The sequence below is a fragment of the Pseudomonas sp. RC10-4-2 genome, assembly GCF_050433085.1.
GTDB classification, from domain to species: Bacteria; Pseudomonadota; Gammaproteobacteria; order Pseudomonadales; family Pseudomonadaceae; genus Pseudomonas; species Pseudomonas aeruginosa.
On record NZ_JBNPXX010000004.1, the window covers coordinates 171,035 to 195,923 of the forward strand.

A 24,889-nucleotide genomic window follows, 5' to 3' on the forward strand; every position below is an offset into this window, starting at 1 on the left:
TGTAATAGCGACCCGTTCAGCCCCGGAACGGGGCTTCCCAGAGGTCGTCCATGGCAGGAACGGCGAAAGGTGACGCGAAAACGCTGTTGTTATCCGGCGGCCCGCACGGCCGCCGCTATCACGAGTTCAGGTAGCGCGGCGCGGGCGTGGCCATCGGCACCGGATGCTCGCCGTCGAGGGGCAGGAAGCGACCCTGTTTGGCGTCGTAGGCGCGGATCTGCGCACTCTCGATGTCGTACACCCAGCCGTGGATGAACAGTTGCCCACTGGCCAGGCGCGAGGCCACCGAGGGGTGGGTGCGCAGGTGATCGAGCTGGGCCACCACGTTCTCTTCGGTAAGCACCCCGAGGGTGTCGTGGCTGGCGCCGCAGTCGCAGTTGTCCGCCACCACCGTGCGCGCCACCTCGGCGTGCCGCAGCCAGGCCTTGACCGTCGGCATGCGTTCCAGGGTCTGCGGGTCGAGCACGGCGCGCATCGCCCCGCAGTCGGAGTGGCCGCAGACGATGATGTGGTGCACGCCCAGCGCCAGCACGGCGTATTCGATGGCGGTGGAGACGCCGCCGTTCATCTGCCCGTAGGGCGGCACCACGTTGCCGACATTGCGGGTGACGAACAGGTCGCCGGGGGAACTCTGGGTGATCAGCTCGGGAACGATGCGCGAATCCGCGCAGGTGATGAACATCGCCCGCGGCCGTTGGCTGTTGGCGAGCTTCTTGAACAGCGCCTGCTGCTCGGGAAAGACCTCCCGGCGGAAATGCTGGAATCCATCGACAATCCTTTTCAATGCGTCGTCAGCGCTTTCCTGCTCTGGAGAATCGGACTTAACGCCCCGCATACGGTCTGGCATGGTTCGGAACCTCGATGAATGGATCGATTGAATTTTCCCACGTCTGCCGACGCTTTCCCCATAGGAAAAAGGCACAACAAACGCAGAGCGACCTACGTGACCGACCGGTCACTTCTGGTGCTCAACGCTAATGCCCGAAGCTTAACCATAAATTAAAAAATCCCTCTATCTCGCACGTTGTCAGCTTTTTTCACGATATTTCCAGAGGATGTCGACAGGCTATCATGGCAAACGAGTGGCATTTCCATTCGTCCCGCATAAGTGGTGAAAGGTTTCAGTCAACCGGTTGGCTACGTGCAGGGAAATTCGTCGAATGGGAAAATCCGGCGCACCGCGCCAGCGGCCATGACCTGGCCGCCCGGCGCCAGCCAGCTATCAGAACAGGTCCAGTTGGCGGCGCACCGGCGCACCGGTGGGGAACAGCGGCAGGTTCGGCACGAAGCGCGCCAGCAGGCACGCCGCAGCCATTCGCTGGCGTTGCTGGCCGTCACGCAGGACCTGGCGGCAGCGCGCCTCGCCCAGAGGTTCGCCGAGCAGGTAGGCGCGCCCGGCGACGAAGCGTGCGCCGTGGTCCCGCCACCAGGCGGTAACCCGCGCCGCGTCCGGCCAGGTGAGGTTCTCATCGTCGTCGAGGGCGACGTCTTCGTCGTCGGGATCGTCGTTGGGGCCAGGGTCGTAGTCGGGCAAGGCCTCCAGCTCCAGGTCGAGCAGCGCCAGGTCGGCGCCGGTGATCAGGCTGAAGGCCTCGCCGGCGACCCGCGCCAGACTCTCGTCGCGCATCTGCTGGATCAGCCAGGGCACCGCCACCGGATCGCCGAACAGGCCGGTGGCCTGGATGCCGATCCGCCGCGTGTCCGCCGCCTGCATCAGTTGGCGAATCCAGGCCATGCTGGTGTCGCGCGGCTGCCAGGCGAGCAGCACCCTGGTCGCCGGCAGCTGGAACGGGCCGGGCTGCCCGGCGAACGCACGCAATGGCCCTAACGCCTCCTCGTCGCCCATCTGCGCGGTGGCCCAGTTGGCCCAGAAGCGCAGGCTCGGGTCGTCGTGGGCGCGGTAGGCGCGGATATTCGCCATCAGGTCGCGCCGACGCAGCTCGCCGGCTGTGCGCGCGGCGCGCGCCAGCACCGCCGGGTCGGCGTGGCCAAGGGCGGACAGCAGCGCCGGCCCCGGGTCATGCCGGTGCATGCCGCAGGCGGCCAAGCCAATGGTGCGGAACAGCGGCTCGGGCGAGGCCAGCAGGCGCTCCACCCAGGGCCGCGCCTGGTCCCAGTCGAGCCAGCCGAGGGCTGCGGCGAAGAATCGCGCGCCCTCGGGAAAACGCCGTAGGTGCTCGCACAACTGGGCCAGGGCTGTACCGTTCGTGCCACGAAACACCAGTATCGCAGCGACGAAAACCTCTCCCTCGGCGTTTGTGTCCAGCGCCTTCAGCACCAGGTCCAGGCTCCTCAGTCCACCTATCTGCAACGCATCCAGATGCGCCTCAATCCGATTGTCGAGATCCAGCAGGTGCGCCAGGTCGTAGTGGGGAGCACGCACGGCATGGTCGCGCAGCCCCGCCAGAAAGCCGGCCTCCTCGACGTGCTGGTCGATGACAGCGGCGACATTCATCGTCGATCAGTTCTCCGGGCAGACATGACGCTGCCAGGTGCCGCCGTCGTAGCTGAGCACGCATTCATCGCCCACCACCCACATCACCTCGGGTTTGGCATCGATGGCGTAGTAAGCCTTCTTACCCTGCACTGGCACCTTGGTCTCACTCAGGCGCGTACCGTCGTACTCGAGCAACTGGTCGGTCGCGGTCACATAGAGCTTGCCGGCGAACTCCACCATATTCTCCAGTACCTCCGAGCACAGGTCGCGGTCGCCGATATCGGTCCAGCCGACCTGTGCGCTGCCGCGTAGCAGGATGCCGCCGGAACCGCCTATGTAGACAGTGCCATCGGCGGCGCAGTGCACGCAGTAGAGCGGCAGGTTGGTGGGCGCCGCCGATGCCTGCCAGCCCTTGCCGTCCCAATGCCAGATGGCGCCGGCATCGCCGACGGCATACACATCGTCGCGCGAAAACCCGTCTATACCGTTCAGGCAAGCGGTAACCTCGTCCCCCAGGGGGACATAAAGCCCCTGGTCGATACGCTGCCAAACGCCCTTGTTCTGCCGCAGCACCTGGTTCTGGGTGCCGCAGGCATAGAGCTCACCGTCCACCTCGCAGAGATCCATCAGGTAGACGTTGTCGATGTCCAGCGTGGCATCCGTGCTGGACTGCCCGGACGGGTGTTCACGCAACAGGCCGGCGCGTCCCAGGAAGCAGTAGTCACCTTTCTGCTGCCCGCGCCGCGGACTCCTCTGCAGGGCGCTGTAGACGACTTCGGGGATATCGTAGACGTGGAACCAGTCGTCCTGGTCGATCATCATCACCCGGGTCACGCTGGGTTCCGCGCCCTCCAGGTAGAGGTGCCCGGCGAGCAGCGCCTCTTGAGGCCCGATCGCAATGACGTTGGTGAAATAGAGGGCGGTCTCGCTCTTTGCCATGGTTCAGTTCCTATGGACGTCCCGCAGGTGCCGGCGCGGAACGCGCGGGTGGTATGACTTTTCCCGCCGCGCCCGAGGCGCGGAGGTTCGTGGCGGTGGTGCAGCCCGGCCCCTTCTTGGGCTTGGCCTTGTAGTACTGGTCGAGCTGGAAGGCGACGCACTCCTTTTCTTTTTTCGTCAGCTCGCGCGGCGGGCTCAACGCTCCCCCTGCCGAAGCAGCCGCGGTGTTGCGCGCGGTTTCGTACTTGAACGGCTTGCCTTTGTCGAAGTGGTCCAGTTCGACCGGATCGAACTTCGCGTGACAACGCTTGTGCGAGCCCTGGTGCTGGTTGCCGCGCGACACACAGATCACCGGGGCCTTGGAGTGGCTGTAGCCGGCCTTGCCGCGCATACAGCGACCAGGAATCAGGTGGTGGCCGGTCTGTGCGCCCCCGCCCGCCGTGCTAGGGCACGCCTTGCTGTAGGGCTGCAGGCGCAGGTGCTCCATGCCGGCACACTTGCCGCCCGGCTTGAAGGCCGCCTTCATCTTCGAGGTGTGCGGCCAGGTCGCGGTATTGCCGGGAGAGGGGTTGTGGTTGTGGGTGGTCAGGTCGAGATGGCGGACGACGTTCAGGCCTTCGATCTTCACGTCCATCGACCATGAAGTGAAATAGACCTTGCCGGTATTGGTACTGGTGATGATGCCTTTCTTCGGCGCACGCCCAGCCTCGTCGCCGTAGCTCTTCTTGAAGTGGCTCTTGTTCTTGAGCATCACTTCCTTGCGGGTGATCCTTACGGTCCGGCTACCTCGGGTGGTGTCCTTCGACATGCCGGTATTAGGGTAGGGGACCGGCACGCCCAACGGCGTCGGCGGTGCCTGAGGCGGCGTGAAGCAGACGTCGGGGAACGACGCTATCGATTTCCCCGAGGCCGACTTGCAGGAGAGCTCGCGGCCGTTGGCATAGACCTCGTTGGCCATCTAGTTCGCCCTCACTCGCTGGTAGCCAAGCACCACCGCGGCCCGTTCGCCAGCATCGTTGCCCGAATGACAGAGTACCTGCGGGCCGTGTGCATACCCCTTGCGTGAGGCGGCAAGGGCGATGCACAGCAGCGCGGGGCCTGTCATCGCTCCGCACTCGCCGATGCAATCCGCAGGGCTCCAGAGTTCGACGCGCTCCTTGCGCACCCGCAGGGTTCGACTCAAGGCCAGCGCGGCCTCCTTGAAGTAATACTGCTCGCCGGGGAGGTCTGCCAGGCGATAGTCGACAAGTTCGTAACCGAACCCGCAGTCCGCGAACGCCGCTTTCACCGCCTGGGTGAGGCCGTCCGCCCGCAGCGGCAGGCCCTCGCTTTCGACGGTAGCCTTCTCCACCCCGAACCCCAGCCCCAGGCACAGCAATTGCGGTTCCTCGCTGGCGCACGCGGCCGTCACCAGTACCGCCGCCGCGCCTTCGCCGGGGATGAAGCCATCCTGGCAGTGGCTGCCCAGCAGCCGGTCGCGTTCCTGGTAGGCCGCCAGCGTCGCCGCGGTCAGGTAGGAATCGACTCCGGCGATCAGCACCTTCGAACACCCCTGTTCGATGAGCTTGCGCGCGTTGAGGAGCGCCACCGCGGCGCTCACCCGACCGCGCGGGATGACGCAGGAACGTTCATGGAAGCGGTAACCCAGGCGCTCTTCGATGGCCTGTAGCAAAGGCTGCTCCAACCCCGCCAGTCGTCCGGGCCGGTCGACTTCGGCAACGCCAAGCAGCAACGGCATTTCGCGAATGTCCTCGGCGGGCAACCCGGCCACACATTCGGCGATGGCCATGGCAGCCATCCCCACCAATTGCGCGTAGCCGGAGGACGGCTCGGGCAGCATCACCGGAGCGCCGACCAACCATTCGCCGCCCTGGTCGATGAAACGGGTTTCCTGGAAGTTGTCCAGGGCGCAGCGGATCGCCGCGCAGCTGGCCGGCGCGCTGAGGCCGACCGCACTGACCATGCCGGAGGCGACGATGCTCAGGGCCTGGCTCATGCCTCGTCCTCCTCGGCCTGGCGGCTGCGTACCAGTGCGGCAAGCGAGGGGTAGTAGTCCTTGCCCAGCTCGCGGGCGCGCCACCAGGCGGCGGACTTGCTGCCGACCAGCACCTGGGCGATCTCGAACAGGTTGCGCTTCAACGGCCGGCGGATACGCCAGGTGACTTCCACGCGACGGGCGTCGCAGTCCACCAGCAGGGTATCGATCCGCGCCTGCGCGGTTTCGTGGCCACCCTTTTTCAGGAAGAAGGTCACCGGCACCTCCCTGCGCGGCACGCGGAAGGCCGCGCGCTCCTCGCCGGTGAGGTTGAGCAGCAGGACCTCCTCGCCGCCGCGCAGATGGTCGGTCCACTGGTCGGCCGGCGCGGACTGGAAGTAACGCTCGTCGAAGTCGGCGGGCAGGAACGGGAAGCGCTCGGCCAGCCAGGCGTCGTCGTAGCGGCCGGCGAAGCCGACCCGGGCCTGCCAGTGGCGACCGAGCGGGCCGAGCGCCATCGGCGTGAAGCGGCCGTGGGGGCTGTCCACCGGCTCGCCGAGCTTTTCCGTGGCCGGCATCGGCGTGCCGACGATCTCGGCGGTGTCGGCGCTGCGCGGAAACCAGCCACATCCGGCCGGATTGGCCATGTAGCAATCCATGAAACCGGGGTTGTCCGGCGAGGCATGGCTGCCGCCGAAGGCACTGGCGTAGGAAATATCCTGGCGCTGGAACGGCTGCGCGACGCCCGCGCCGGCACCGAGCAATCCCGGTTCCCACTGGCGCGGCCCATGCACCGTCAGCGCCTTGCTCACCCGGCCGACGCGGATGCCCGCGGTCAACTGCTGTACCGGCCGCCCGCCGGGCGCCCGGGCGCTGCCCAGCACCAGCACATCGCAGAACGGCTTGAAGGGAACGAACTCGCACTCCCGGCGCGGCGCGGAAAGCCCCGGCTCGCCATAGAATTCATCGACCATCAGCAGCGTCTGCTGCTCGTCCAGCAGGCGCGCCTCGCGACCGTCCAGCGGCAGGTCGAAACTGCCCTTGGCGATCACCACCAGCGACTCCCGGCCTTCGGCGTCGAGCCCCTGGTTGTAGGCGGCGGCCAGCGGGGTGGCGTTCAACAGTTCCATGTCGGGCCCGCCGCGCTCAGTTGATCTGCACCGAACCGCCCTTGATCCGGTTGACCCCGGTGGAGCGGCTGGAAAGATAGGCGCCACGGATGATCACCTTGCCGGCGCGGGTCAGGGTGATGCTGGCCTTGCCGCAGCGCAGGACGATCTCGCGTTCGGCGCTGAACTCCAGGCGTTCGCCGTCCAGCCGGGCGGACGCTTCCTGCGGCAGGCGCTGGATACGCCCGATCACCAGTGGCTGGCGCGGGTCGCCGGCGACGAACAGCAAAGCCACCTGGGCGCCGATATCGGCGCGACTGAGCTGGGTGGTGGTGGCCGCCGCCAGGCCGTGCTCGCTCGGGCAACCGGGATAGGCGACCACCGGAGCGGCGGCGTCCGGCACGTCGAGGAGGACGCCGATGACCACGCCGTCCAGGCGCGCGGGAAGGGCCGTCGTGGCCCCAGGTAGATGGATCTCGACACTCATGCGCTGACTCCCTGGCTCTGCGCCGCTTCAGTTCTGGAGGATCTTGCGTCCCTTCACCACCACGTTCTTGTCGGCCTTGACGTTGATCGCCCCGGATCCGTCGATGGTGATGTTCTTGCCGCTGATGACGATGCTGCCGTCCTTCTTCATGCGGATGCTGGCGGCACCGGTGACCAGGGTGATCGAGTCGCCGGCGTTGAGCGTGAAGCTCTTGCCCACGTCCAGGCTATCGTCCTTGCCCACCGAGGTATCGCGGCCCTGGCCGACGCTGCGCGACTCGTTCTTGCCGATGCTGGTGCTCTGGTTGCCGCCTATGTCGATGGTCTCGTTGGCGCCCACCGACTCGCTGCGGTCGGCGCCGATGCTGATCGTCTCGTTGTTGCCCACCGACTCGCTACGGTTCGCGCCGATGCTGATGGTCTCGTCGTTGCCGACGTCCTCGGTGCGATTGGCACCGATGCTGATCTTCTCGTTGCTGCCGACCTTCTCGGTGCGGTCAACGCCGATGCTGATGGTCTCGTTGCTGCCGACGTCCTCGGTGCGGTTCGCGCCGATACTGATCTTCTCGTTGTTGCCGACCTTCTCGGTGCGGTCGACGCCGATGGTTATGGTCTCGTTGTTGTCCACGGTCTCGGTGCGATCGTGCTTCACATGCACCGTCTCGTCGTGGTCGATGGTCTTGGTCCGGTCGTGGCCGACCCAGTGGCTCTCGTCGTTCTCGACCTCGATGTCCTGGTTCTTCTCGGCATGGATGAACAACTGCTCGGCGCCCTTCTTGTCCTCCATGCGGATCTCGTTGAAGTTGGCCGGCGTGCCGCCCTTGCTCGAACGGCTCTTGGTGCCGCTCTGGGTAGCGTTCGCCGGCAGCTCGTAGGGCACCGTCTGCTCGGCGTTGTAGACCCGCCCGGTGATGATCGGACGGTCCGGGTCGCCTTCGAGGAAGCTGACGATCACTTCCTGGCCGATCCGCGGGATCTGGATCGAGCCCCAGTTCTTCCCCGCCCAGGCCTGCGAGACGCGCATCCAGCAGGAGCTGTTCTCGTTCGACTGGTCGTGGCGATCCCAGTGGAAATGCACCTTGACCCGGCCGTATTGGTCGGTCCAGATCTCCTCGCCCTTGGGCCCGACCACCACCGCAGTCTGCGGGCCACGGACGATCGGCAGCGGAGTGGTCGGCAAGGGGCGGTAGGCCTGGCCGGCATCGATGCAGTCCAGCTCGCTTTCGAACTGCGCGCCCACCCCGCCGCCGCCGGTCTCGTAGAGTTCCTGGACCACCCGGTACTCGGCGCCGACCACCAGGTACTCGCGGTTCTGGTCCTCGCGCGGGTAGCCGCTGAGCTTGAACAGGTGGCCCGAACCGAGGCCGCGGGCGCGGCCGCGCAGGCGCACCCGTTCGTAGCGCGCCTGCAAGGCTTCGATACGGGTCCGCGCGTACTGCTCGCCGTCCTGGCTCTGCACGTATTCGCCGGGGTAGTCGTACAGCGGGTAGTCGGCCGCCGCGTGCGAGCGGGCGATGTTCGAACGCACCTCCAGGCGCGCGCCGGGACGCTGGAAGTCGTAGTCGTTGAGGCTCAGCGAGCCGGACTGCACCTCGCGCGCCATGTGCCAGTCGTAGAAATGGTCGCGCTCGCGCTGCTCCAGGGTCGGCGGGTAGTAGGGCACGCTGGCGTAGTTCGGCGGGCTCTGGTGCGCGCCATAGGCGTCGGAGAGCACCAGGATGTGCCGATTCCGCTCGTGGCGGAACCAGTAGTAGATGCCTTCCTGCTCCATCAGCCGGCTGACGAAGTCGAAACTGGTCTCGCGGTACTGCACGCAGTATTCCCACTCGCGGTAGGAGCGGCTCAGGGCGTCCTCGAAGTCGGAGAAGCCGAGGTCGCGGAACACCTGCTTGATGATGTCCGGGACCTTCTGGTTCTGGAAGATGCGGCAGTCGGAGGTGCGCGTCAGCAGCCACAGCCAGGGGCGCAGGGTGACCTGGTAGCTGGCGAACTGGCCGTTGCCGGAGCCCTGGCTGCAGGCGGCGACGATACCGTGGAAGAACCGTCGGCTGCCGTCGTGCAACTCCAGCGCCAGGCTGGTCGGCTTGCCCAGCAGCCCGTCGAATTGCAGGTCGGAGTCCTCCGAGATCAGCTCCAGCTCGTAGGCGAACGGCCGGCCGAGTTCTTCGCGACCCTCCATTCGCTGCAATTGCAGGACCTCCGCGCCGAGCGGACTGTCGACCCGGACCAGGCGGGTCTGTTGCGCAAGTGCCATGAAATCATCCTTGATCCACGTCCATCACTGGCGCCGTTGGAGCGGCACCACCCAAGCAGCATAGGCGCGGATGCGGTGGAAAGGGGAGATGCGTGACACAGATTCCGACGAGCGCCCCGACCGACGGCGAACAGGCAGAAGGCCATCACGAAAGGCCGCTTCGGGCCAGGAAAGCCTTGATTCGCGAGCAACATTCCGTAAAGCTTTTGTCCAGCAATGACTCACTCAGAATCCTAGGGAAGGGGTTAACACAGTGACGCTCTATCGCCTCCACGAAGCCGATCTCGAGATTCCCGATGCCTGGCAGGACCAGAGCATCAACATCTTCAAGCTCCCCGCCAGCGGCCCCGCCCGCGAAGCCAGTTTCGTCATCAGCCGCGACGCCAGCCAGGGCGACGCGCCGTTCGCCGACTATGTCGCCCGCCAACTGGAAAACGCCGAGAAGCAATTGCCCGGCTTCAAGCTGCACAAGCGCTGGGACATCAACATCCACGGCCACGCCGCCGTGCTCCTCGACTACCAGTGGCAGCGCGAGGGCCGCGACCTGATGCTGCGCCAGGTATTCATCGAGCGCCGCCCGGCGGTGCTGATCACCACCCTGACCACCACCCCGGCTGACCTGCCGCACCACGAGCCGGCCTGGAAGCAGGCGATGCAGACCCTGGTCCCGCGCCCGACCCCTAGCTGACCCGAGTACCGACGCATGGATGCGCAAGCCGCCGCCCGACTGGGCGATGAGATAGCCCACGGTTTCGGTGTCGCCGCGATGGTCGCCGGAGCCGTGGCCGGAGCCCTGATCGGCGCCGCCGTGGTCGCCGCCACCGCCGCCACCGGCGGCCTGGCCGCGGTGATCCTGGCCGGCTCGATCGCCGCCGGCGGGCTGTCGATGTTCCAGATCGTCAAGGGCCTGACCACCATCTTCGAGCTACCCGAGCCGACCACCGGGGTACTCATACGCGGCAGCTTCAACGTCTACGTGAACAGTCGCAACGCGATGCGCGCCGGCGACGACGTCTCCGCCACCTGCAGCGGCCTGCCGCTGAACCATCCGCTGTGGCCGTTCCCGGTGCTGATCGCCGAAGGCAGCGCCACCGTGTACATCAACGGCAAGCCGGCGGCGCGCCTGCAGAGCAAGATGGTCTGCGGCGCGCACATCAAGACCGGCAGCCAGGACACCTTCATCGGCGGCCCCACCGAGCGGGTGGCCTTCGTCCTCGACCTGGAGGAATGGCTGCACACCGGCCTCGAGGCGCTGGGCCTGGCGGCCCTTGCCGGCGGCCTGCTGCTGGCGGCGATGGCCGGGGTCGCGGCGCTGGTTGGAGTGGTCGCCATCGGCGGCCTGATGATGGGCGGCATGGCCCTGCTCGGCGACCTCGGCGACCGCCTCGGTCCCGGCTACCGCGACCTGTTCCAGGGCGTGGCCGGCATGGCGCTGCTGGGCTTCGGACCGAAGATGGCACGGCTCGGCAACGCACCCAAGGGCGCGCCGAAGACCCAGGTGCCGAAAGGCTTCGAGAAGGTCTATGGCAAGGCGCCGGCAGCCAAGGCCGAGATCGACGCGGTGGCCGACGGACTGGCGGCGAAGCACGGCGGCAGGGTCGCCAAGGCACCGATCAAGTCGCGCGAACGCGCCATGCAGAAGATCAACAACGACTACAAGGGCGATCCGACCAAGATCAAGGATCTGGCCCGCAACACCATCATCGTCGAAGGCGACAAGGTGAACACCGTTGCCGCCGAGCTGGCCAACCGCGGCGCCAAGGTCAAGGTGATCGACGGCAACGCCGACCCGCTCGGCTACAGCGGGGTGAACTCGACGATGAACACCAAGGCCGGGATACCCGGCGAGATCCAGGTCAACTCGCCGGAGATGATCTACGCCAAGGAGTCGGAGGACATGGCTCGCATCCTCCTCGGCAACGACACCTACGACGCGGTGGCGGCCAAGGCCGGCGTACCCGGAGGGCAGGGCCACAAGTACTATGAGGACTGGCGGGTACTGGATCCGAAGTCCCCGGAGGCCCAGGCCATCGCCGAGAAGAGCCGGGCGTACTACGACGCAGTGAGGAAAGGCAATGGCAATTGAAAAGGGCGAAGCGTTCGCCAGGCGCGATATCTACATCGACTACGACTTCGAAGACGTCACCTACCGCTGGGACCATCGGCAGGGCACGATCCACGTGCGCTTCTACGGCGAAGCCGAATCCCCCGAGCCGGTTGAGCACGACAACCGCCTGTTCAACGATGCGCTGCGTTTCGGCCGGGAAATCACCCGCGAGGAGTACGAGACGGGCTTTCCCAAGGGCTGAAGCGGCGCAGCCATGTCCCCCGTGAACTATGTCGAACGCGCCCTGGCGCTGGTCGCCGAGCGGCTGGCCCGGCATCCGCAATGCGGGATGCTGCTCTCCGTGGAAAAGCAGTTGCTGTACCTGAAAGCCGTGCTGCTCGACCGCAGCCTGGACCGTTCCGCGTTGCACCGGCTGAGCTTCGGCGGCATCGCCGGGAAAGAGTTCGAGGAGACCGACCCGGAACTCGCCAGGGCCCTCAAGGACGCATTCTACGTCGGCATACGCACTGGCCGCGGCCTGAAGGTCGACCTACCCTGAGCGCAACACCATCGGTCTTGAGCGACCGCCGCTTCTGCCTGGCGAGGACATGCGCGAATCGTCAAGGCTCCCGCGGCGTCCTGCCCAAGGGCGGGCAGCCAGGATGCCGCCGCCTCAGCCCTTCGCCGGCGGCGGAAACATCGCCTGTACCTGGCCGTCGATGGTGCCCTGCACGCCCTTGCCCTTGGCGTCGACCTCGCTGGCGCCGCCGGAATTGAGGTCGAGGCGGCCGCCGGTGTCGATGTTGCCGTTGCCGCTGGCGTAGAGGTTGAAGGCGCTGCCGGAGATATTGATGGTGCCGTCGGCGTTGAACTCCACCACGCTCTTGCCGCAGACCAGGCGGATCTGCGCGCCGGCCTCGATCAGGTAGGTGCCGGTGACGCTGTCGCTCTTCGCCCCGCCCACCAACAGGGTGTCGTTGAGCTTCACCGCGCGAGTGCGGTTGTTGCCGATGCGCGCCAGCTCGTCGTGGCCGATGCTCTTGTTGCGGTCGTGGCCGACCGACAGCGAGGCATCGTTCTCGACCAGGTTGTCCTGGTTGCGCTCGGCGTGGATGTATAACTGCTCGGCGCCCTTCTTGTCCTCCATGCGGATCTCGTTGAAGTTGGCCGGCGTGCCGCCCTTGCTCGAACGGCTCTTCATCCCGCTCTGGGTGGCGTTCGCCGGCAGCTCGTAGGGCACCGTCTGCTCGGCGTTGTAGACCCGCCCGGTGATGATCGGCCGGTCCGGATCGCCTTCGAGGAAGCTGACGATCACTTCCTGGCCGATCCGCGGGATCTGCATCGAACCCCAGTTCTTCCCGGCCCAGGCCTGGGACACGCGAATCCAGCAGGAGCTGTTCTCGTTCGACTGGTCGTGGCGATCCCAGTGGAAGTGCACCTTGACCCGGCCGTACTGGTCGGTCCAGATCTCCTCGCCCTTGGGTCCGACCACCACCGCGGTCTGCGGACCCCGCACCACCGGTACCGGAGTCTGCGGCAGGAGACGGAACGACTGGCTGGCGTCGATGCAGTCCAGCTCGCTCTCGAACTGCGAGCCGGCGCCGCCGCTGCCGGTTTCGTAGAGTTCCTGGACCACCCGGTATTCGGCGCCGACCACCAGGTACTCGCGGTTCTGGTCATCGCGCGGATAGCCGCTCAGGCGGAACAGGTGCCCGGCGCCGATCCCGCGCACCACGCCGCGCAGGCGCACGCGCTCGTGCTGCGCCTGGATCGCCTCGATGCGGTTGCGCGCGTACTGCTCGCCGTCCTGGCTCTGCACGTATTCGCCGGGATAGTCGTACAGCGGGTAGTCGGCCGCCGCGTGCGGCCGGGCGATGTTCGAACGCACCTCCAGGCGCGCGCCGGGGCGCTGGAAGTCGTAGTCGTTGAGGGTCAGCGAACCGGGCTGGACCTCGCGTGCCATCTGCCAGTCGAAGAAGTGGTCGCGCTCGCGATGGCCGAGGGTCGGCGGGTAGTACGGCACGCTGGCGTAGCCACCCGGGCTGCGATGCGCGCCGTAGGCGTCGGAGAGCACCAGGATGTGGCGCTTCTGCTCATGGCGGAACCAGTAGTAGATGCCCTCCTGTTCCATCAGCCGGCTGATGAAGTCGAAGCTGGTCTCGCGGTACTGCACGCAGTATTCCCACTCGCGGTAGGGGCGCGTGAGGGCATCCTCGAAATCGGAAAAGCCGAGGTCGCGGAACACCTGCTTGATGATCTCCGGCACGCTCTGGTTCTGGAAGATGCGGCAGTCCGAGGTGCGCGTCAGCAGCCACGGCCAGGGCCGTAGGGTGGCCTGGTAGCCGGCGAACTGGCCGTGCCCGGCCACCTGGCTACAGCGCGCGACGATGCCGTGAAAGAAGCGCCGGCTGCCGCCGGGCAGCTCCAGCGACAGGCTCATCGGCTTGCCGAGCAACTGCTCCAGCGGCAGGTTGGGATTTTCCGATACCAGGTGCAGCTCGTAGGCGAACAGCCGTCCCAGTTCCTCGCGTCCCTCCATGCGCTGCAATAGCAGCACGTCCGGCCCCAGCGGGCAATCCACCTGGACCAGGCGGGTCAGTTGCATCAATCCCATCGACGGTTCCTTCTACTGCTCTGCGTGTCGCCGGTTGTCACTCGGCCTCGGCGAAGTCGTAGTGGAACTGGTTGTCGCGGCTACTGATACGTACCCCGGCCAACGGCTTGCCTTCGAGCATGCGGGTGAGGAACTCGCGGCTCATGTCCGGCAACAGCGTGTTGGTGAGGATCGCGTCGATCATCCGGCCGCCGCTCTCGGTCTCGGTGCAGCGCGAGACGATCAGGTCGACGACGCCCTCGTCGAACTCGAACGGCACCTTGTGGGTCGCCTCCACGCGCTTCTTGATCCGCCCCAGTTGCAGGCGCGAAATGGCCTTGAGCATGTCGTCGCTGAGCGGGTAGTAGGGGATGGTCACCAGGCGGCCGAGCAGCGCCGGCGGGAAGATCTTCAGCAGCGGTTCGCGCAGCGACTTGGCGATGGCTTCCGGCTCGGGCATCAGTTCCGGATCGGCGCAGAGGCTGGCGATCATCTCGGTGCCGGCGTTGGTGGTGAGCAGGATCAGGGTGTTCTTGAAGTCGATCACCCGGCCTTCGCCGTCCTCCATCACGCCCTTGTCGAAGACCTGGAAGAAGATCTCGTGGACATCCGGGTGGGCCTTCTCCACTTCATCCAGCAGCACCACGCTGTAGGGCTTGCGACGCACCGCCTCGGTCAGCACGCCACCCTCGCCGTAGCCGATGTAGCCGGGCGGGGCGCCCTTGAGGGTGGAGACGGTGTGGGCTTCCTGGAACTCGCTCATGTTGATGGTGATGACATTCTGCTCGCCGCCGTACATGGCCTCGGCCAAGGCCAGCGCGGTCTCGGTCTTGCCCACCCCGGAGGTGCCGGCGAGCATGAACACGCCGATCGGCTTGCTCGGGTTGTCGAGGCCGGCGCGGGAAGTCTGGATGCGCTTGGCGATCATCTCCAGCGCGTGGTCCTGGCCGATGATGCGCTTCTTCAGGTGCTGGTCGAGGTTGAGCACGGTCTCGATCTCGTTGCGCGCCATGCGGCCGACCGGGATGCCGGTCCAGTCGGCGACCACCGAGGCCACCGCCTGGTAGTCCACGGTCGGCAGGATCAGCGGCTCTTCGCCCTGCAACGCGCTCAGTTGCGCCTGCAGCTCCGCCAGCCGCGCATGCAGCGCCTGGCGCTGTTCCTCGTCGAGACGCGCCTCGCCTTCGCCCAGCGGCACGCCGCCGGCGTCCACCGCTTCGGCGGCGGCACGCAGACGGGCGCGGGTCTCCAGCAGTTCGTCGACCAGGCGTTTTTCCTCGGCCCAGCGCTGCTCCAGGGCGGACAGGCGCTCGCGCTCCTCGGCCAGCAGGGTCTCGGCGTTGCGCTGGCGTTCGGCGGTGGCGACGCCGATGGCGCTCTCGCGGCGGATGATCGCCAGCTCGGTTTCCAGCGCCTCGATGCGCCGGCGGCTATCGTCGACCTCGGCCGGCACCGCGTGCAGGCTGATGGCGGTGCGCGCGCAGGCGGTATCCAGCAGGCTCACCGACTTGTCCGGCAGCTGGCGCGCCGGGATGTAGCGGTGCGACAGCCGGACCGCCGCCTCCAGCGCCTCGTCGAGGATCTGCACCTGGTGGTGCTTCTCCATGGTCGACGCGACGCCGCGCATCATCAGGATGGCCTTGTGCTCGGACGGCTCGTCCACCTGCACCACCTGGAAACGCCGGGTCAGCGCCGGGTCCTTCTCGATGTGCTTCTTGTACTCGGCCCAGGTGGTCGCCGCCACGGTGCGCAAGGTGCCGCGCGCCAGGGCCGGCTTGAGCAGGTTGGCGGCGTCGCCGGTGCCGGCCGCGCCACCGGCGCCGACCAGGGTGTGGGCTTCGTCGATGAACAGGATGATCGGCTTCTCGGAACTCTGCACGTCTTCGATCACCTGGCGCAGGCGCTGCTCGAACTCGCCCTTCATGCTCGCCCCGGCCTGCAGCAGGCCGACGTCGAGGGCGCGCAGTTCGACGTCCTTCAGCGCCGGCGGGACGTCGCCGGCGACGATGCGCAGGGCGAAGCCTTCCACCACCGCGGTCTTGCCGACGCCGGCCTCGCCGGTGAGGATCGGGTTGTTCTGCCGGCGGCGCATGAGGATGTCCACCAACTGGCGGATCTCCTCGTCACGCCCGACGATGGGGTCGAGCTTGCCGCTACGGGCCTGCTCGGTGAGGTCCACGGTAAAGCGCTTGAGCGCCTCCTGCTTGCCCATCGCGCTCGGCGCCAGGGCGCCGCTGGCCTCGCCCGGGGCGGCGCCGGCGTTGAAGCCGTCGCTGGCCGACAGGCCGTTCTCCGGCGAGGCGCCGACGTACTCGTCGAAGCGCTCGGTGAGCGCCTCGACCTTGAGCTTGGCGAATTCCGCCGACAGCCCGGTGAGGGCATGGCGCAGGCTCGGCGTCTTGAGGATGCCGATCACCAGGTAGCCGGTGCGCACCTGGCTCTCGCCGAACATCAGGCTGCCGTAGACCCAGCCGCGCTCCACCGCTTCCTCGACATGGGAGGACAGGTCGGTGATCGAGGTCGAGCCGCGCGGCAGGCGGTCGAGGGCCTCGGTCAGGTCCTTGGCCAGGCGCGCCGGGTCGATCCCGGACTGGCGGACGATCTGGTGCAGGTCCGAGTCCGGCAACTGGAGGATCTGGTGGAACCAGTGCACCAGCTCGACATAGGGATTGCCGCGCAGCTTGCAGAATACCGTGGCGGCCTCGATGGCCTTGTAGGCCAGGCTGTTCAGCTTGCCGAACAGCGCAACGCGACTGATCTCACTCATGTTCCTTCTCCTTGTGCTCGTGCGGCCGCGCAGTGGCGTACTGGCGGGCCAGCAGTAGATCCCTGGCGTCCTGGCCGGGATCGCCCAGCCAGGTGTTGAAACCGAGCCGCCCGCCGCCCTGCAGGCCCAGCGGGGGTACTTCGTGGCGTTGCAGGACCAGGTTGACGTCCCAGTCCAGCTCCTCGCCCAGGTATTCGGCGACCCAGGCGGCCAGCTCGACGAAGTGGTCGCCGTCGGGCAGGAAGCGCTGGTATTGATCGAGGTCCAGCGGCCCCAGGCGCAGGCGGAACTTGTGCTGGCGGTCCCAGACGTGGGTGCCCAGGCAGACGTCCATGCCCAGGCTCGTCGAGTCGACGCCGAGGCGGCTGCGCTCGGGCAGCTCCAGCCATTGGCCGACGTATTCCTCGACCGCCACCGGGACCTCGAAATACTCCGCGAGGATCACCCGCAGGCCGTCCGGGTAGCGGGTCTGCGCGGCGAGGTGGCCGGTGTAGTAGTAGCGTGCGGTATCCGCCAGCGGCTCGCGCCCCCGCAGGCTCGGCATGCCGCGCCCGGAGAGCGCGGCGAGGCGCGCCGACCAGTAGTCGTCGTCGATCCGGTCGTGGCTGATCTCCGGCCGCGCCTCGGCCCAGGCCCGGTAGAACAGGGTCAGCAGGCGGTGGTGGAAGACGTCCATGAAGCGCTTGAAGGTCGCGTCGTTGACGTTGCGCTGGCGTTCCCGGGCGTATTCGGTGAGGTGCAGCGGCAGCGGCCCGTTGGGGCCGGTGAGGCCGAAGAAGAACTGGTCCAGGCGCGGCACCGCAGCGGTGCCGGCCTGGCTCACCGAGGCCAGGGTCGAGGGCGCGAAGGTGCAGTCGGGCTTCTGCCCGAGACGCAGCGGGTCGTCCGCCAGCCGCACCGAATGACCGAGTCGCGGCAGTTGCGGCGACTCGCACTCGATGCGCCGCAGCGCCTGGAAGAAGTCATAGTCCCAGGGCGCCGCCGCCATCCCGGCGAGCAGGTTCAGAGGTTCGGACGGCTGCCCGGCTTCGCCTGCCATCTCATCACCTCGCCCCGTTCGCCGGTGCGCAGCACCGTCTCGGTAAAGCTGTTGATCGACACGTAGCGTGCCAGGAAGCGCTCGAACACAGCGCCGAGAAGGAACACCCCGGTGCCGCGGAACGCGTTCTCGTCGAAGTCCAGGGTGATCTCCAGGCCACGGCCGAAGACGATCGGCCCGGGCATCGGCAGGCGCCGCGTGCAAGGCTTGCTGCTGACCTCGCGCAGGCCCTCGATCTGCAATTGCAGCGCCGGATCGCCGCTGTCGCCGTAGAGCCGCAGCAGCTCGCGCAGGGCGGCGGCGCCCTGGCCGCGCTCGGCCAGCGACAGGTAGTTCAGCGACAGCTGGCTGATCAGCCGCCAGGCGCTGGCATCGTGGGCACGGCTGGCGCGCGGCCGGCTCGGTCCGGCGAGGCAGCGCACCTGCATGACCGGCGCGCTGTCCTCCAGGGTGAAGTCGCTCTTGTGCGCGCCGATCGGCATGAACAGCGGCAGGTCGCGGTTGGTGCACAGCGCGGCGATGCCGAGCTGGCGCAGGTCGTGGCGATAGGGCGCCTGGTTGGCGTCGACCAGGGCGACGAAGGTCTCGCTGCCGACGTAGGTCGAGCGCGGGCCCTTGCGCCGCTGCTTGCTGGACAGCACGCGCGGTTCGCGGCGCACGCTGAAGTAGGCCTGCTCGCGGCCGTAGCGCGCCGGGTCGCGCACCGCGTAGAACGGTTGGAAGGGTTGCTCCGGACCGCTGCCGTGGCCGCTCACCTGTTGCAGCGAATGCACCTCGAAATCCAGCGGACGGGTGCGGTCGACGATCACGTGATGCTCGTTGACCCGGTCGGACAGGTGGATGCGGTCGCAGCGGCGCGGGAACAGGTTGATCGCCGGGGTGCAGAACGGCACCAGTTGCTCCGCGTCCACCGTGCCCTCCAGGCGCTGGTCGTGCTTGCCGAACAGCACGACCAGTTCCAGCTCCTCGCCGTGGCATCGACGCAGGGCGCGGTTCAGGCCGGAGAACTCGACGAACAGGAAGCGCGCCGGCAGGGCGAAGTATTCCTGCAGCAGGCGGTAGCCCTGGAACGCCCGCGGCACCACCGGCAGCAGCGCGTCCTCGTCGTCGAAGCCGCGCGCACGCAGGCTGCTCGTCGGCAGGCGTTCGACCCAGGCATTGTCCGGGGCGCGGACGAACACCGCGCAGGCGTTGCCGAGCAATTGTTCGTAGAGGCGGTAGGGTTGTTCGTCGGCGCCGTGCAGGTAGAGCGGCAGGGCGTCCAGCGACAGGCTGTCGAACGGGATGCCGGCGCCGCTGCGCAGGCGGATGCGCAGGCCGGCCTTGGCCCGCGGCTCGCTGGCGGCGAGGCGGCCGAGCACCGCGGCGGGATTGCCGAAGTAGTCGGCCTGGGCCACTTCCAGCGGCCACAGGGTCACCGGGTGGGCGGTGCGGTATTCGCAGGCGGTCTGGTCATCGGGGCCGAGCTGGCCGCGCAGGGAGGCCCCGCGCTCGACGCTGAAGCCGCTGCTCAGGGCGCCTTCGTTGGGGTCCGGGCGCAACTGCACCACGGTCATCGACGGGGTCGGCGCCAGGTAGTGCGGGTAGGCGATTTCCAACAGGTTGTGGGTGAAGGTCGGGTACTCCGCGTCGAGCTTCAGCTGGACCCGCGCGGTGAGATAGGCGAAGCCTTCCAGCAGGCGCTCGACGTAGGGGTCGGCGCACTCGAAGCCGGACAGCGACAGGCGCCCGGCGATCTTCGGGAATTCCTCGGCGAACTCCGCGGCGCTTTCGCGGATGTGTTGCAATTCCTGGTTGTAGTACTCGAGCAGGCGCGGGTTCATGTACGCCTCCGCTCGCCCTGGGCGACGCGCACGTGGCCGGTCTCCAGGTCCAGGTTGGTGGTCAGCAGCAGGCGCAGCGGCGCCGGTTCGGCCCAGAGGTCGCCCTCGATCTCGAAGCTCAGGGCGTTGTGGTCCATCTCGCCGGGCAGCAGTTGCGCGCGCACCCGCAACGAAGAACGGATGATGCGCGGCTCGAAGGTGGCGATGGTCTCGGTGAGCAGCGCCTCGATGGCATGCACGTCGACGCTCGACGCGGTGTGCCCGGCCAGCGCCGGCAGCCCGTAGTTGAGCACCGAGTTGCCGGCCGGCATCCGTGCGGCGGGGCCGTGGTCGAACAGCGAAGTGGTGTTGAACAGCCACGCCAGGTCGCGCAGCACCGAGGCCTTCAGCTGGTTCAGGGTCAGCACCCGGCGCTCCGCGGCTTCCTTGAGGTTGCCCGGCTCGTCGTCGGTGAGGCGGTCGAGCAGCGACGGCTGCAGGCGCTCCTGGAGGGTCAGTTCGGCCATGTCAGGCGTCCGTCGGCTCGAAGTCCAGTTCACGCAGGTCGAACAGCGCGGTCTCGCCGGCATCGGTGACGAACAGCCGCTGGCCGACCGGCAGGCCGCTGTCCAGCCATTCGGTCTTGCGCCCCAGGCGCGCGGCGTCGTCGCCGTGCTCGACGGTTTCCGCGTAGCGCGCCGGCAGCAGCGCGACGGTGGCGCCACCGTTGGCCAGGGTCAGTTCGGCCGGCAGCCAGACCAGATCGCGCAGGTCGCTCGGCGCCTCGACCTTGAGGCTGCGCAGGTTGCTCATCGGCAACCAGGCATAGCGACCGTTGACGATTACCTCGAGCACCGGGCCGAGGCGCGTGTCGGCATCCGCCAGCCAGGCGAACGGCGCTTCGCCGATCCGCCCGGGCACCGCCGGCGCGGCGTCGAAGGCCTGTTCGCGCAGGGCCTGGGCGGCCTCGCCATGGCCTTCGGCGTCCAGGCTCAGGGCCTGCAACAGCGGCGCGATCCATTCCGCCGGCTGGCCGAGGATCACCGGCGTCAGGCGCCCGGCGAACACCTCGCGGCGCAGCGCCTCGCAGTCGATGGCGGTGGAGTAGGTCTGTACCATCGGCAGCGCCGAGGCATCCAGTTCGCCGACCACCTTGAGCTGGTTCTGCGCCCGCGCCCACTGGCCCATCACGGCCAGCAGCTGGAACAGGAAGATCCGCAGGGTAGCGTTCGACGGCTGGCTGCGCACCTGTTCCTGCAAGGCTTTCAAGGCATCGTCCAGGCGCCCGGCGCGCAACAGTTCTTCGGCGATCATCGCGATACTTCCCTGTAGCCGGGAGCCCAGGCGCCCGGATGCGAATGAAGGGTCGGCCATGGCGCCCGGCGGACGCGACGGACGACCCGGTGGAATTCAGTACCTCCGGCAGGAGGTCGGGCGGACGAGGTCCGCGGCGCGCCGCGCGCGCCTTCGGCACCCGGCATGGCGGGCGCTCGCACCGGCCACGGCATGGCCTGGCCACGCCATGACCGGCAGCCGGCTCATCAGGCCTGCACGTTCTGGCGGATGTTCCAGCCGTACTTGACCGGACCGCCGTCCTTCGCGCCATCCGCCTTCTGCGGCTGGTAGTCGACCTGGACCTGGGCGAAGTTCAGGGTCACGTTCTCGGTCAGGCGATCCTCGCCACCGCTGCCGCCGGTGCTCACCGAGGACACCAGGACTTCCTTCAGGGTGATGATCAGGTACTCGACCTGGTTCTCGCCGCCGGCCTTGCGGATGGTCAGCTTCGCCTGCGGATAGTGCTTGCCGCTGGAGCAGGCCATCATCAGGTTGGGCGTGGACTTGTCGATGTACTTGGTGAACGACAGGTCCTGCACGTTGACCTTGCCGGCGCCGCCGCCACCGCCCATGTGCATCGACCCGGACTGGGACATGCCCCAGCTCCATGCCAGCACGTCGATTTCCTCGGCGTGAGTCTTGTCCTTGGACTCACCCTTGACGTCGCCGATCTTGATGAACATATCAACAGCCATCTTTCCTCCCGTGTGGCTCGCGCCACTACGCTATGCAAGCGCCCGCCACCATGGCAGGCGCTGTCGTTGAATGCCTCAGGCCTCTTTGGCCGAAGGCAGCTTGGATACCAGGCGTAGCGATACCGTCAGTCCCTCGAGCTGGTAGTGCGGGCGAAGGAAGAACTTCGAGTTGTAGTAACCCGGATTGCCTTCGACTTCCTCCACCACCACTTCGGCCGCCGCCAGCGGGTGCTGGGCCTTGGTGGTCTCGGTGGAGTGGGCCGGGTCGCCGTCGACGTAGTTGAGGATCCAGTCCTGCAGCCAGCGCTGCATCTCGTCCTTCTCCTTGAAGGAACCGATCTTGTCGCGAACGATGCACTTCAGGTAATGGGCGAAGCGGCAGGTGGCGAACAGGTAGGGCAGGCGCGCCGCCAGGTTGGCGTTGGCGGTGGCGTCCGGATCGTCGTACTCGGCGGGTTTCTGCAGCGACTGCGCGCCGATGAAGGCGGCGAAGTCGGTGTTCTTCTTGTGCAGCAGCGGCATGAAGCCGTTCTTCGCCAGCTCCGCCTCGCGGCGGTCGGAAATGGCGATCTCGGTCGGGCACTTCATGTCCACGCCGCCGTCGTCGGTGGGGAAGGTGTGCGCCGGCAGGCCCTGCACCTCGCCGCCGGACTCGACGCCGCGGATCCGCGAGCACCAGCCGTAGAGCTTGAAGGAGCGGTTGATGTTGACCGCCATCGCGTAGGCCGAGTTGGCCCAGGCGTACTTGCTGCTGTCGGCGCCGTCGGTTTCTTCCTCGAAGGCGAACTCTTCCACCGGATCGGTCTTCGCCCCGTAGGGCAGGCGCGCCAGGAAGCGCGGCATGGTCAGGCCGATGTAGCGGGAGTCCTCGGACTCGCGCAGCGAACGCCAGCCGGCGTATTCCGGGGTGGTGAAGATCTTGGTCAGGTCGCGCGGGTTGGACAGTTCCTGCCAGGAACCCATGCCCATCACCGTCGGCGAGGCGGCGGAAATGAACGGCGCGTGCATGGCGGCGGAGATCTTCGCCATCTCGCCGAGCAGCTCGACGTCCGGCGGCGACTGGTCGAAGTAGTAGTCGCCGACCAGGCAGCCATAGGGCTCGCCGCCGAACTGGCCGTATTCCTCTTCGTAGAGCTTCTTGAAGATCGGGCTCTGGTCCCAGGTGGTGCCCTTGAATTTCTTCAGGGTCTTGTGCAGCTCCGGCTTGGAGATGTTCAGCACGCGGATCTTCAGTTGCTCGTCGGTCTCGGTGTTGTTGACCAGGTAGTGCAGGCCGCGCCAGGCGCTTTCCAGTTGCTGGAAGTCGGCGTGGTGCATGATCAGGTTGACCTGCGCGGTGAGCTTGGCGTCGATCGCCGCGATGATCGACTCGATCGACTTGATCGCGTCGTTGGAGATCAGGCTGGTCTGCTCCAGGGCATGCTCGGCGAGGGTCCGCACGGCGGTCTCCACCGCTTCGCGGGCGCGCTCGGTCTTGGGCTTGAACTCCTGCAGCAGCAGGCTGGCGAACTCACTGGTCTGCTCGGTGGTGGTCTGGCCCTGGGCCAGGTTCTCGGTGCTCAATTCGGCCATGCTGGAATCCTCTTACGCCTGCGGCTCGTCGTCTTTGGGCTTCGGCGCGCTGGCCAGGGCCTGAAGCAGGGCCGGGTCCTTGATCGCCTTCATGATCATTTCCTCGGCGCCGGTCTTGCCGTCCATGTAGGTCAGCAGGTTGGCCAGCTGGGTACGCGCCTCGAGCAGCTTGTTCAGCGAATCGACCTTGCGCGCCACCGCGGCGGGGCTGAAGTCGTCCATGCTCTCGAAGGTGATGTCCAGGCTCAGGTTGCCTTCGCCGGTCAGCACGTTCGGTACGTTGAAGGCCACCCGCGGCTTCATCGCCTTCAGCCGGGCATCGAAGTTGTCCACGTCGATCTCCAGGAACTTGCGGTCGGCGACCGCCGCCTGGGGTTCGGCGGGCTTGCCGGCGAGGTCGGCCATGACGCCCATGACGAAGGGCAGCTGGACCTTCTTCTCGGCACCGTACAACTCCACGTCGTACTCGATCTGCACGCGTGGCGCCCGGTTCCTGGCGATGAACTTCTGACTGCTGGTAGTGCTTCCCATCTTGTTTCTCCCTCGCGCGACGGCGGTTGTTAGCGCCGTCGGAATCGCCCCGGCGGCTTGCAGCGTTGGCCCGGACGGCCGCTAGACGTTACTCGCTTTCCGGGCCTCGCAGGGTTTCGAACTGGGAAATCCCATCGGGGATGAGATTCCTCACGATTTCGGCGAAGTCGGCCGTCACCAGTGTCTTGGCGCGCTTGAGCAGCACCGGCACCGGGCTCGACGGCTCGTGGCGAACGTAATACTCGAGCAGGCGGTCGAGCTGGCGCAGGACGTCTTCGCGGTTGGCGATCTCGCCGCTGGCTCGCGGTGCCGGCGCGGCGACGGCTGCGACAGGCGCGGCGCCCCCCTGCTCGTCGGCGGCCGCTTCGGCGCCCGGCGCCAAGGGCTCGCCGGCGCCCTGCGGGCCGTACAGGTCGAACACCTGGAGGGCCTGGCGCAGCAGTTGACGAAGGGGACCGAGGTCGAGTCCCTGGGCCGAGCCGACCCGTTCGGCGACGCCGCTCTCGATGGCCAGGGCATGTTCCTGGGCGCCTTCCAGGGCGCGCCGGGTGGCGGCCAGCGCATCGGCGTCGGCATCGGCGAAGGCGCCGGCGATCTGCTCGGGACTCAGGGTCTCGCTGGCGAAGCGTTGCAGCCCGGCGGCGTTCAGCGCGGCGCGCAGGTTGACCGGGCCGAACGCCCGCGAGCGCACCAGCGGGATCGCCCAGACCAGTTGCAGCAGCGGTTCGGCGACCAGGCCGGTGAGGGCGTTGATACGGAAGGTGGGGTCGTTGTCGTCATCGGCGTCGAGCAGCGGATAGACGCCGTCCCAGTACTGGCCGAGCAGCTCGCGGACCAGCAGCAGGCCGTCGGCGAGCCCGTCCAGGCCGTCGAGGGCGACGTTGCTCTGCAGCAGCAGGTTGGCTACCCGCAGGTCCTTGCTACGGCCGAACAGTTCACTGGCCAGCGCGCGTACGCGCGGCCACTCCGGCGGTTCGGCGGGCAGCACGGCATCGCCCATCTGGCGCTCGGGTTGGCCCTGGGCGATGCGTTCGAGTTCGAGGAACGCGGCGTCGTACTCCAGATCGTCGCCACAGGGCGAGTCCGGGGATACGGCAGCCAGCAAAACGGGTACATCCAGCACGGTGACGATCTCCCTATCATCGAAGCCGCTGCGCGGCCCTCACCTTCGCTTGTAAGATCCACTCCGTCGGATCTTGTAGGAGCCATTGATGAATATCGGATGACTCGAAAGGTTGGCAAAATTCTTGTGGCATGCCGCAAGGCTTGTCAAGGAAGGCACAACGCCACTAGTTGCATGACACCGCA

General features: G+C 67.3%; 22 protein-coding genes. 4 read left to right on the forward strand and 18 right to left on the reverse strand.

Translation table 11 applies throughout. The annotated features are described in order from the left end of the window. Positions 1–118: 118 nt before the first annotated feature. From FHW81_RS19630 to vgrG1b, 8 genes are all read right to left on the reverse strand, one after another. A complete protein-coding gene (locus FHW81_RS19630) occupies positions 119–847 on the reverse strand; it encodes a carbonic anhydrase (protein ID WP_003083701.1) in 729 nt (242 codons plus the stop codon). Positions 848–1,222: 375 nt separating this feature from the next. Next, positions 1,223–2,455 carry a TIGR02270 family protein gene (locus FHW81_RS19635; RefSeq protein WP_034069026.1) on the reverse strand — a complete coding sequence of 411 codons (1,233 nt, stop codon included), beginning with the start codon at positions 2,453–2,455 and terminating at the stop codon, positions 1,223–1,225. 6 nt (positions 2,456–2,461) lie between these two features. After that, on the reverse strand, positions 2,462–3,376 hold the full coding sequence (locus FHW81_RS19640) for a WD40/YVTN/BNR-like repeat-containing protein (protein ID WP_003110650.1): 915 nt from the start codon (positions 3,374–3,376) through the stop codon (positions 2,462–2,464). Between the two features lie 10 nt (positions 3,377–3,386). Next, the gene (locus FHW81_RS19645) at positions 3,387–4,334 is read right to left on the reverse strand and encodes a DUF4150 domain-containing protein (protein WP_003123791.1); all 948 of its coding nucleotides are present in this window, start codon (positions 4,332–4,334) and stop codon (positions 3,387–3,389) included. Next, positions 4,335–5,372 (reverse strand): 3-oxoacyl-ACP synthase, encoded by a 1,038-nt coding sequence (locus FHW81_RS19650; RefSeq protein ID WP_003110648.1) that lies wholly within the window; start codon positions 5,370–5,372, stop codon positions 4,335–4,337. Further along, positions 5,369–6,481, reverse strand: coding sequence for a DUF2169 family type VI secretion system accessory protein (locus FHW81_RS19655; RefSeq protein ID WP_023081672.1), 1,113 nt, complete (start codon positions 6,479–6,481; stop codon positions 5,369–5,371). Before FHW81_RS19655 ends, FHW81_RS19650 begins: the two co-directional genes overlap by 4 nt. 16 nt (positions 6,482–6,497) lie before the next feature. Continuing rightward, positions 6,498–6,947, reverse strand: a complete 450-nt coding sequence (locus FHW81_RS19660) for a DUF6484 domain-containing protein (RefSeq protein ID WP_003083695.1) — start codon at positions 6,945–6,947, stop codon at positions 6,498–6,500. A 27-nt stretch (positions 6,948–6,974) separates the two neighbouring features. Beyond that, positions 6,975–9,200 (reverse strand): type VI secretion system spike protein VgrG1b, encoded by a 2,226-nt coding sequence (gene vgrG1b, locus FHW81_RS19665; RefSeq protein WP_023081673.1) that lies wholly within the window; start codon positions 9,198–9,200, stop codon positions 6,975–6,977. A gap of 253 nt (positions 9,201–9,453) precedes the next feature. Between vgrG1b and eagT6 the strand changes: the two genes are divergently transcribed. The 4 genes from eagT6 to FHW81_RS19685 are packed head-to-tail and all read left to right on the forward strand — an operon-like array spanning position 9,454 to position 11,806. Further along, positions 9,454–9,888, forward strand: a complete 435-nt coding sequence (eagT6, locus tag FHW81_RS19670) for a type VI secretion system effector EagT6 (protein WP_003083692.1) — start codon at positions 9,454–9,456, stop codon at positions 9,886–9,888. 15 nt (positions 9,889–9,903) lie between these two features. Continuing rightward, positions 9,904–11,286, forward strand: coding sequence for a T6SS effector (p)ppApp synthetase Tas1 (gene tas1, locus FHW81_RS19675; protein ID WP_015502132.1), 1,383 nt, complete (start codon positions 9,904–9,906; stop codon positions 11,284–11,286). After that, complete coding sequence (tis1, locus tag FHW81_RS19680; RefSeq protein ID WP_003083689.1) at positions 11,276–11,509, forward strand: T6SS immunity factor Tis1; 234 nt, start codon at positions 11,276–11,278, stop codon at positions 11,507–11,509. Before tas1 ends, tis1 begins: the two co-directional genes overlap by 11 nt. A 12-nt stretch (positions 11,510–11,521) precedes the next feature. Continuing rightward, a complete protein-coding gene (locus FHW81_RS19685; protein WP_003111794.1) occupies positions 11,522–11,806 on the forward strand; it encodes an immunity protein Tsi6 family protein in 285 nt (94 codons plus the stop codon). Between the two features lie 114 nt (positions 11,807–11,920). Here FHW81_RS19685 and vgrG1a read toward each other — a convergent pair whose 3' ends face one another. From vgrG1a to tssA, 10 genes are all read right to left on the reverse strand, one after another. After that, positions 11,921–13,852: a type VI secretion system spike protein VgrG1a gene (vgrG1a, locus tag FHW81_RS19690; protein WP_003142374.1), complete on the reverse strand. Its 1,932-nt coding sequence runs from the start codon at positions 13,850–13,852 to the stop codon at positions 11,921–11,923. A 46-nt stretch (positions 13,853–13,898) separates the two neighbouring features. Then, positions 13,899–16,607, reverse strand: a complete 2,709-nt coding sequence (tssH, locus tag FHW81_RS19695; protein ID WP_014602339.1) for a type VI secretion system ATPase TssH — start codon at positions 16,605–16,607, stop codon at positions 13,899–13,901. Next, entirely contained in the window at positions 16,600–17,646 is a 1,047-nt protein-coding gene (gene tssG / locus FHW81_RS19700) for a type VI secretion system baseplate subunit TssG (protein WP_003104969.1), read from the reverse strand. The genes tssH and tssG overlap by 8 nt, the downstream gene beginning before the upstream one ends. Beyond that, positions 17,610–19,469 (reverse strand): type VI secretion system baseplate subunit TssF, encoded by a 1,860-nt coding sequence (tssF, locus tag FHW81_RS19705; RefSeq protein WP_003083676.1) that lies wholly within the window; start codon positions 19,467–19,469, stop codon positions 17,610–17,612. Before tssF ends, tssG begins: the two co-directional genes overlap by 37 nt. Next, positions 19,466–19,975 carry a type VI secretion system baseplate subunit TssE gene (gene tssE, locus FHW81_RS19710; protein WP_003104971.1) on the reverse strand — a complete coding sequence of 170 codons (510 nt, stop codon included), beginning with the start codon at positions 19,973–19,975 and terminating at the stop codon, positions 19,466–19,468. The genes tssF and tssE overlap by 4 nt, the downstream gene beginning before the upstream one ends. Position 19,976: 1 nt before the next feature. Further along, positions 19,977–20,822 carry a type VI secretion system accessory protein TagJ gene (tagJ, locus tag FHW81_RS19715; protein ID WP_003119488.1) on the reverse strand — a complete coding sequence of 282 codons (846 nt, stop codon included), beginning with the start codon at positions 20,820–20,822 and terminating at the stop codon, positions 19,977–19,979. Between the two features lie 167 nt (positions 20,823–20,989). Then, positions 20,990–21,478, reverse strand: a complete 489-nt coding sequence (hcp, locus tag FHW81_RS19720) for a type VI secretion system receptor/chaperone Hcp (protein ID WP_003083670.1) — start codon at positions 21,476–21,478, stop codon at positions 20,990–20,992. A 75-nt stretch (positions 21,479–21,553) separates the two neighbouring features. Then, positions 21,554–23,050, reverse strand: a complete 1,497-nt coding sequence (tssC, locus tag FHW81_RS19725; protein WP_003104973.1) for a type VI secretion system contractile sheath large subunit — start codon at positions 23,048–23,050, stop codon at positions 21,554–21,556. Between the two features lie 12 nt (positions 23,051–23,062). Continuing rightward, the gene (gene tssB / locus FHW81_RS19730) at positions 23,063–23,581 is read right to left on the reverse strand and encodes a type VI secretion system contractile sheath small subunit (RefSeq protein ID WP_003083666.1); all 519 of its coding nucleotides are present in this window, start codon (positions 23,579–23,581) and stop codon (positions 23,063–23,065) included. Between the two features lie 88 nt (positions 23,582–23,669). Beyond that, positions 23,670–24,704, reverse strand: coding sequence for a type VI secretion system protein TssA (gene tssA / locus FHW81_RS19735; protein ID WP_003104975.1), 1,035 nt, complete (start codon positions 24,702–24,704; stop codon positions 23,670–23,672). Between the last annotated feature and the right edge of the window lie 185 nt (positions 24,705–24,889).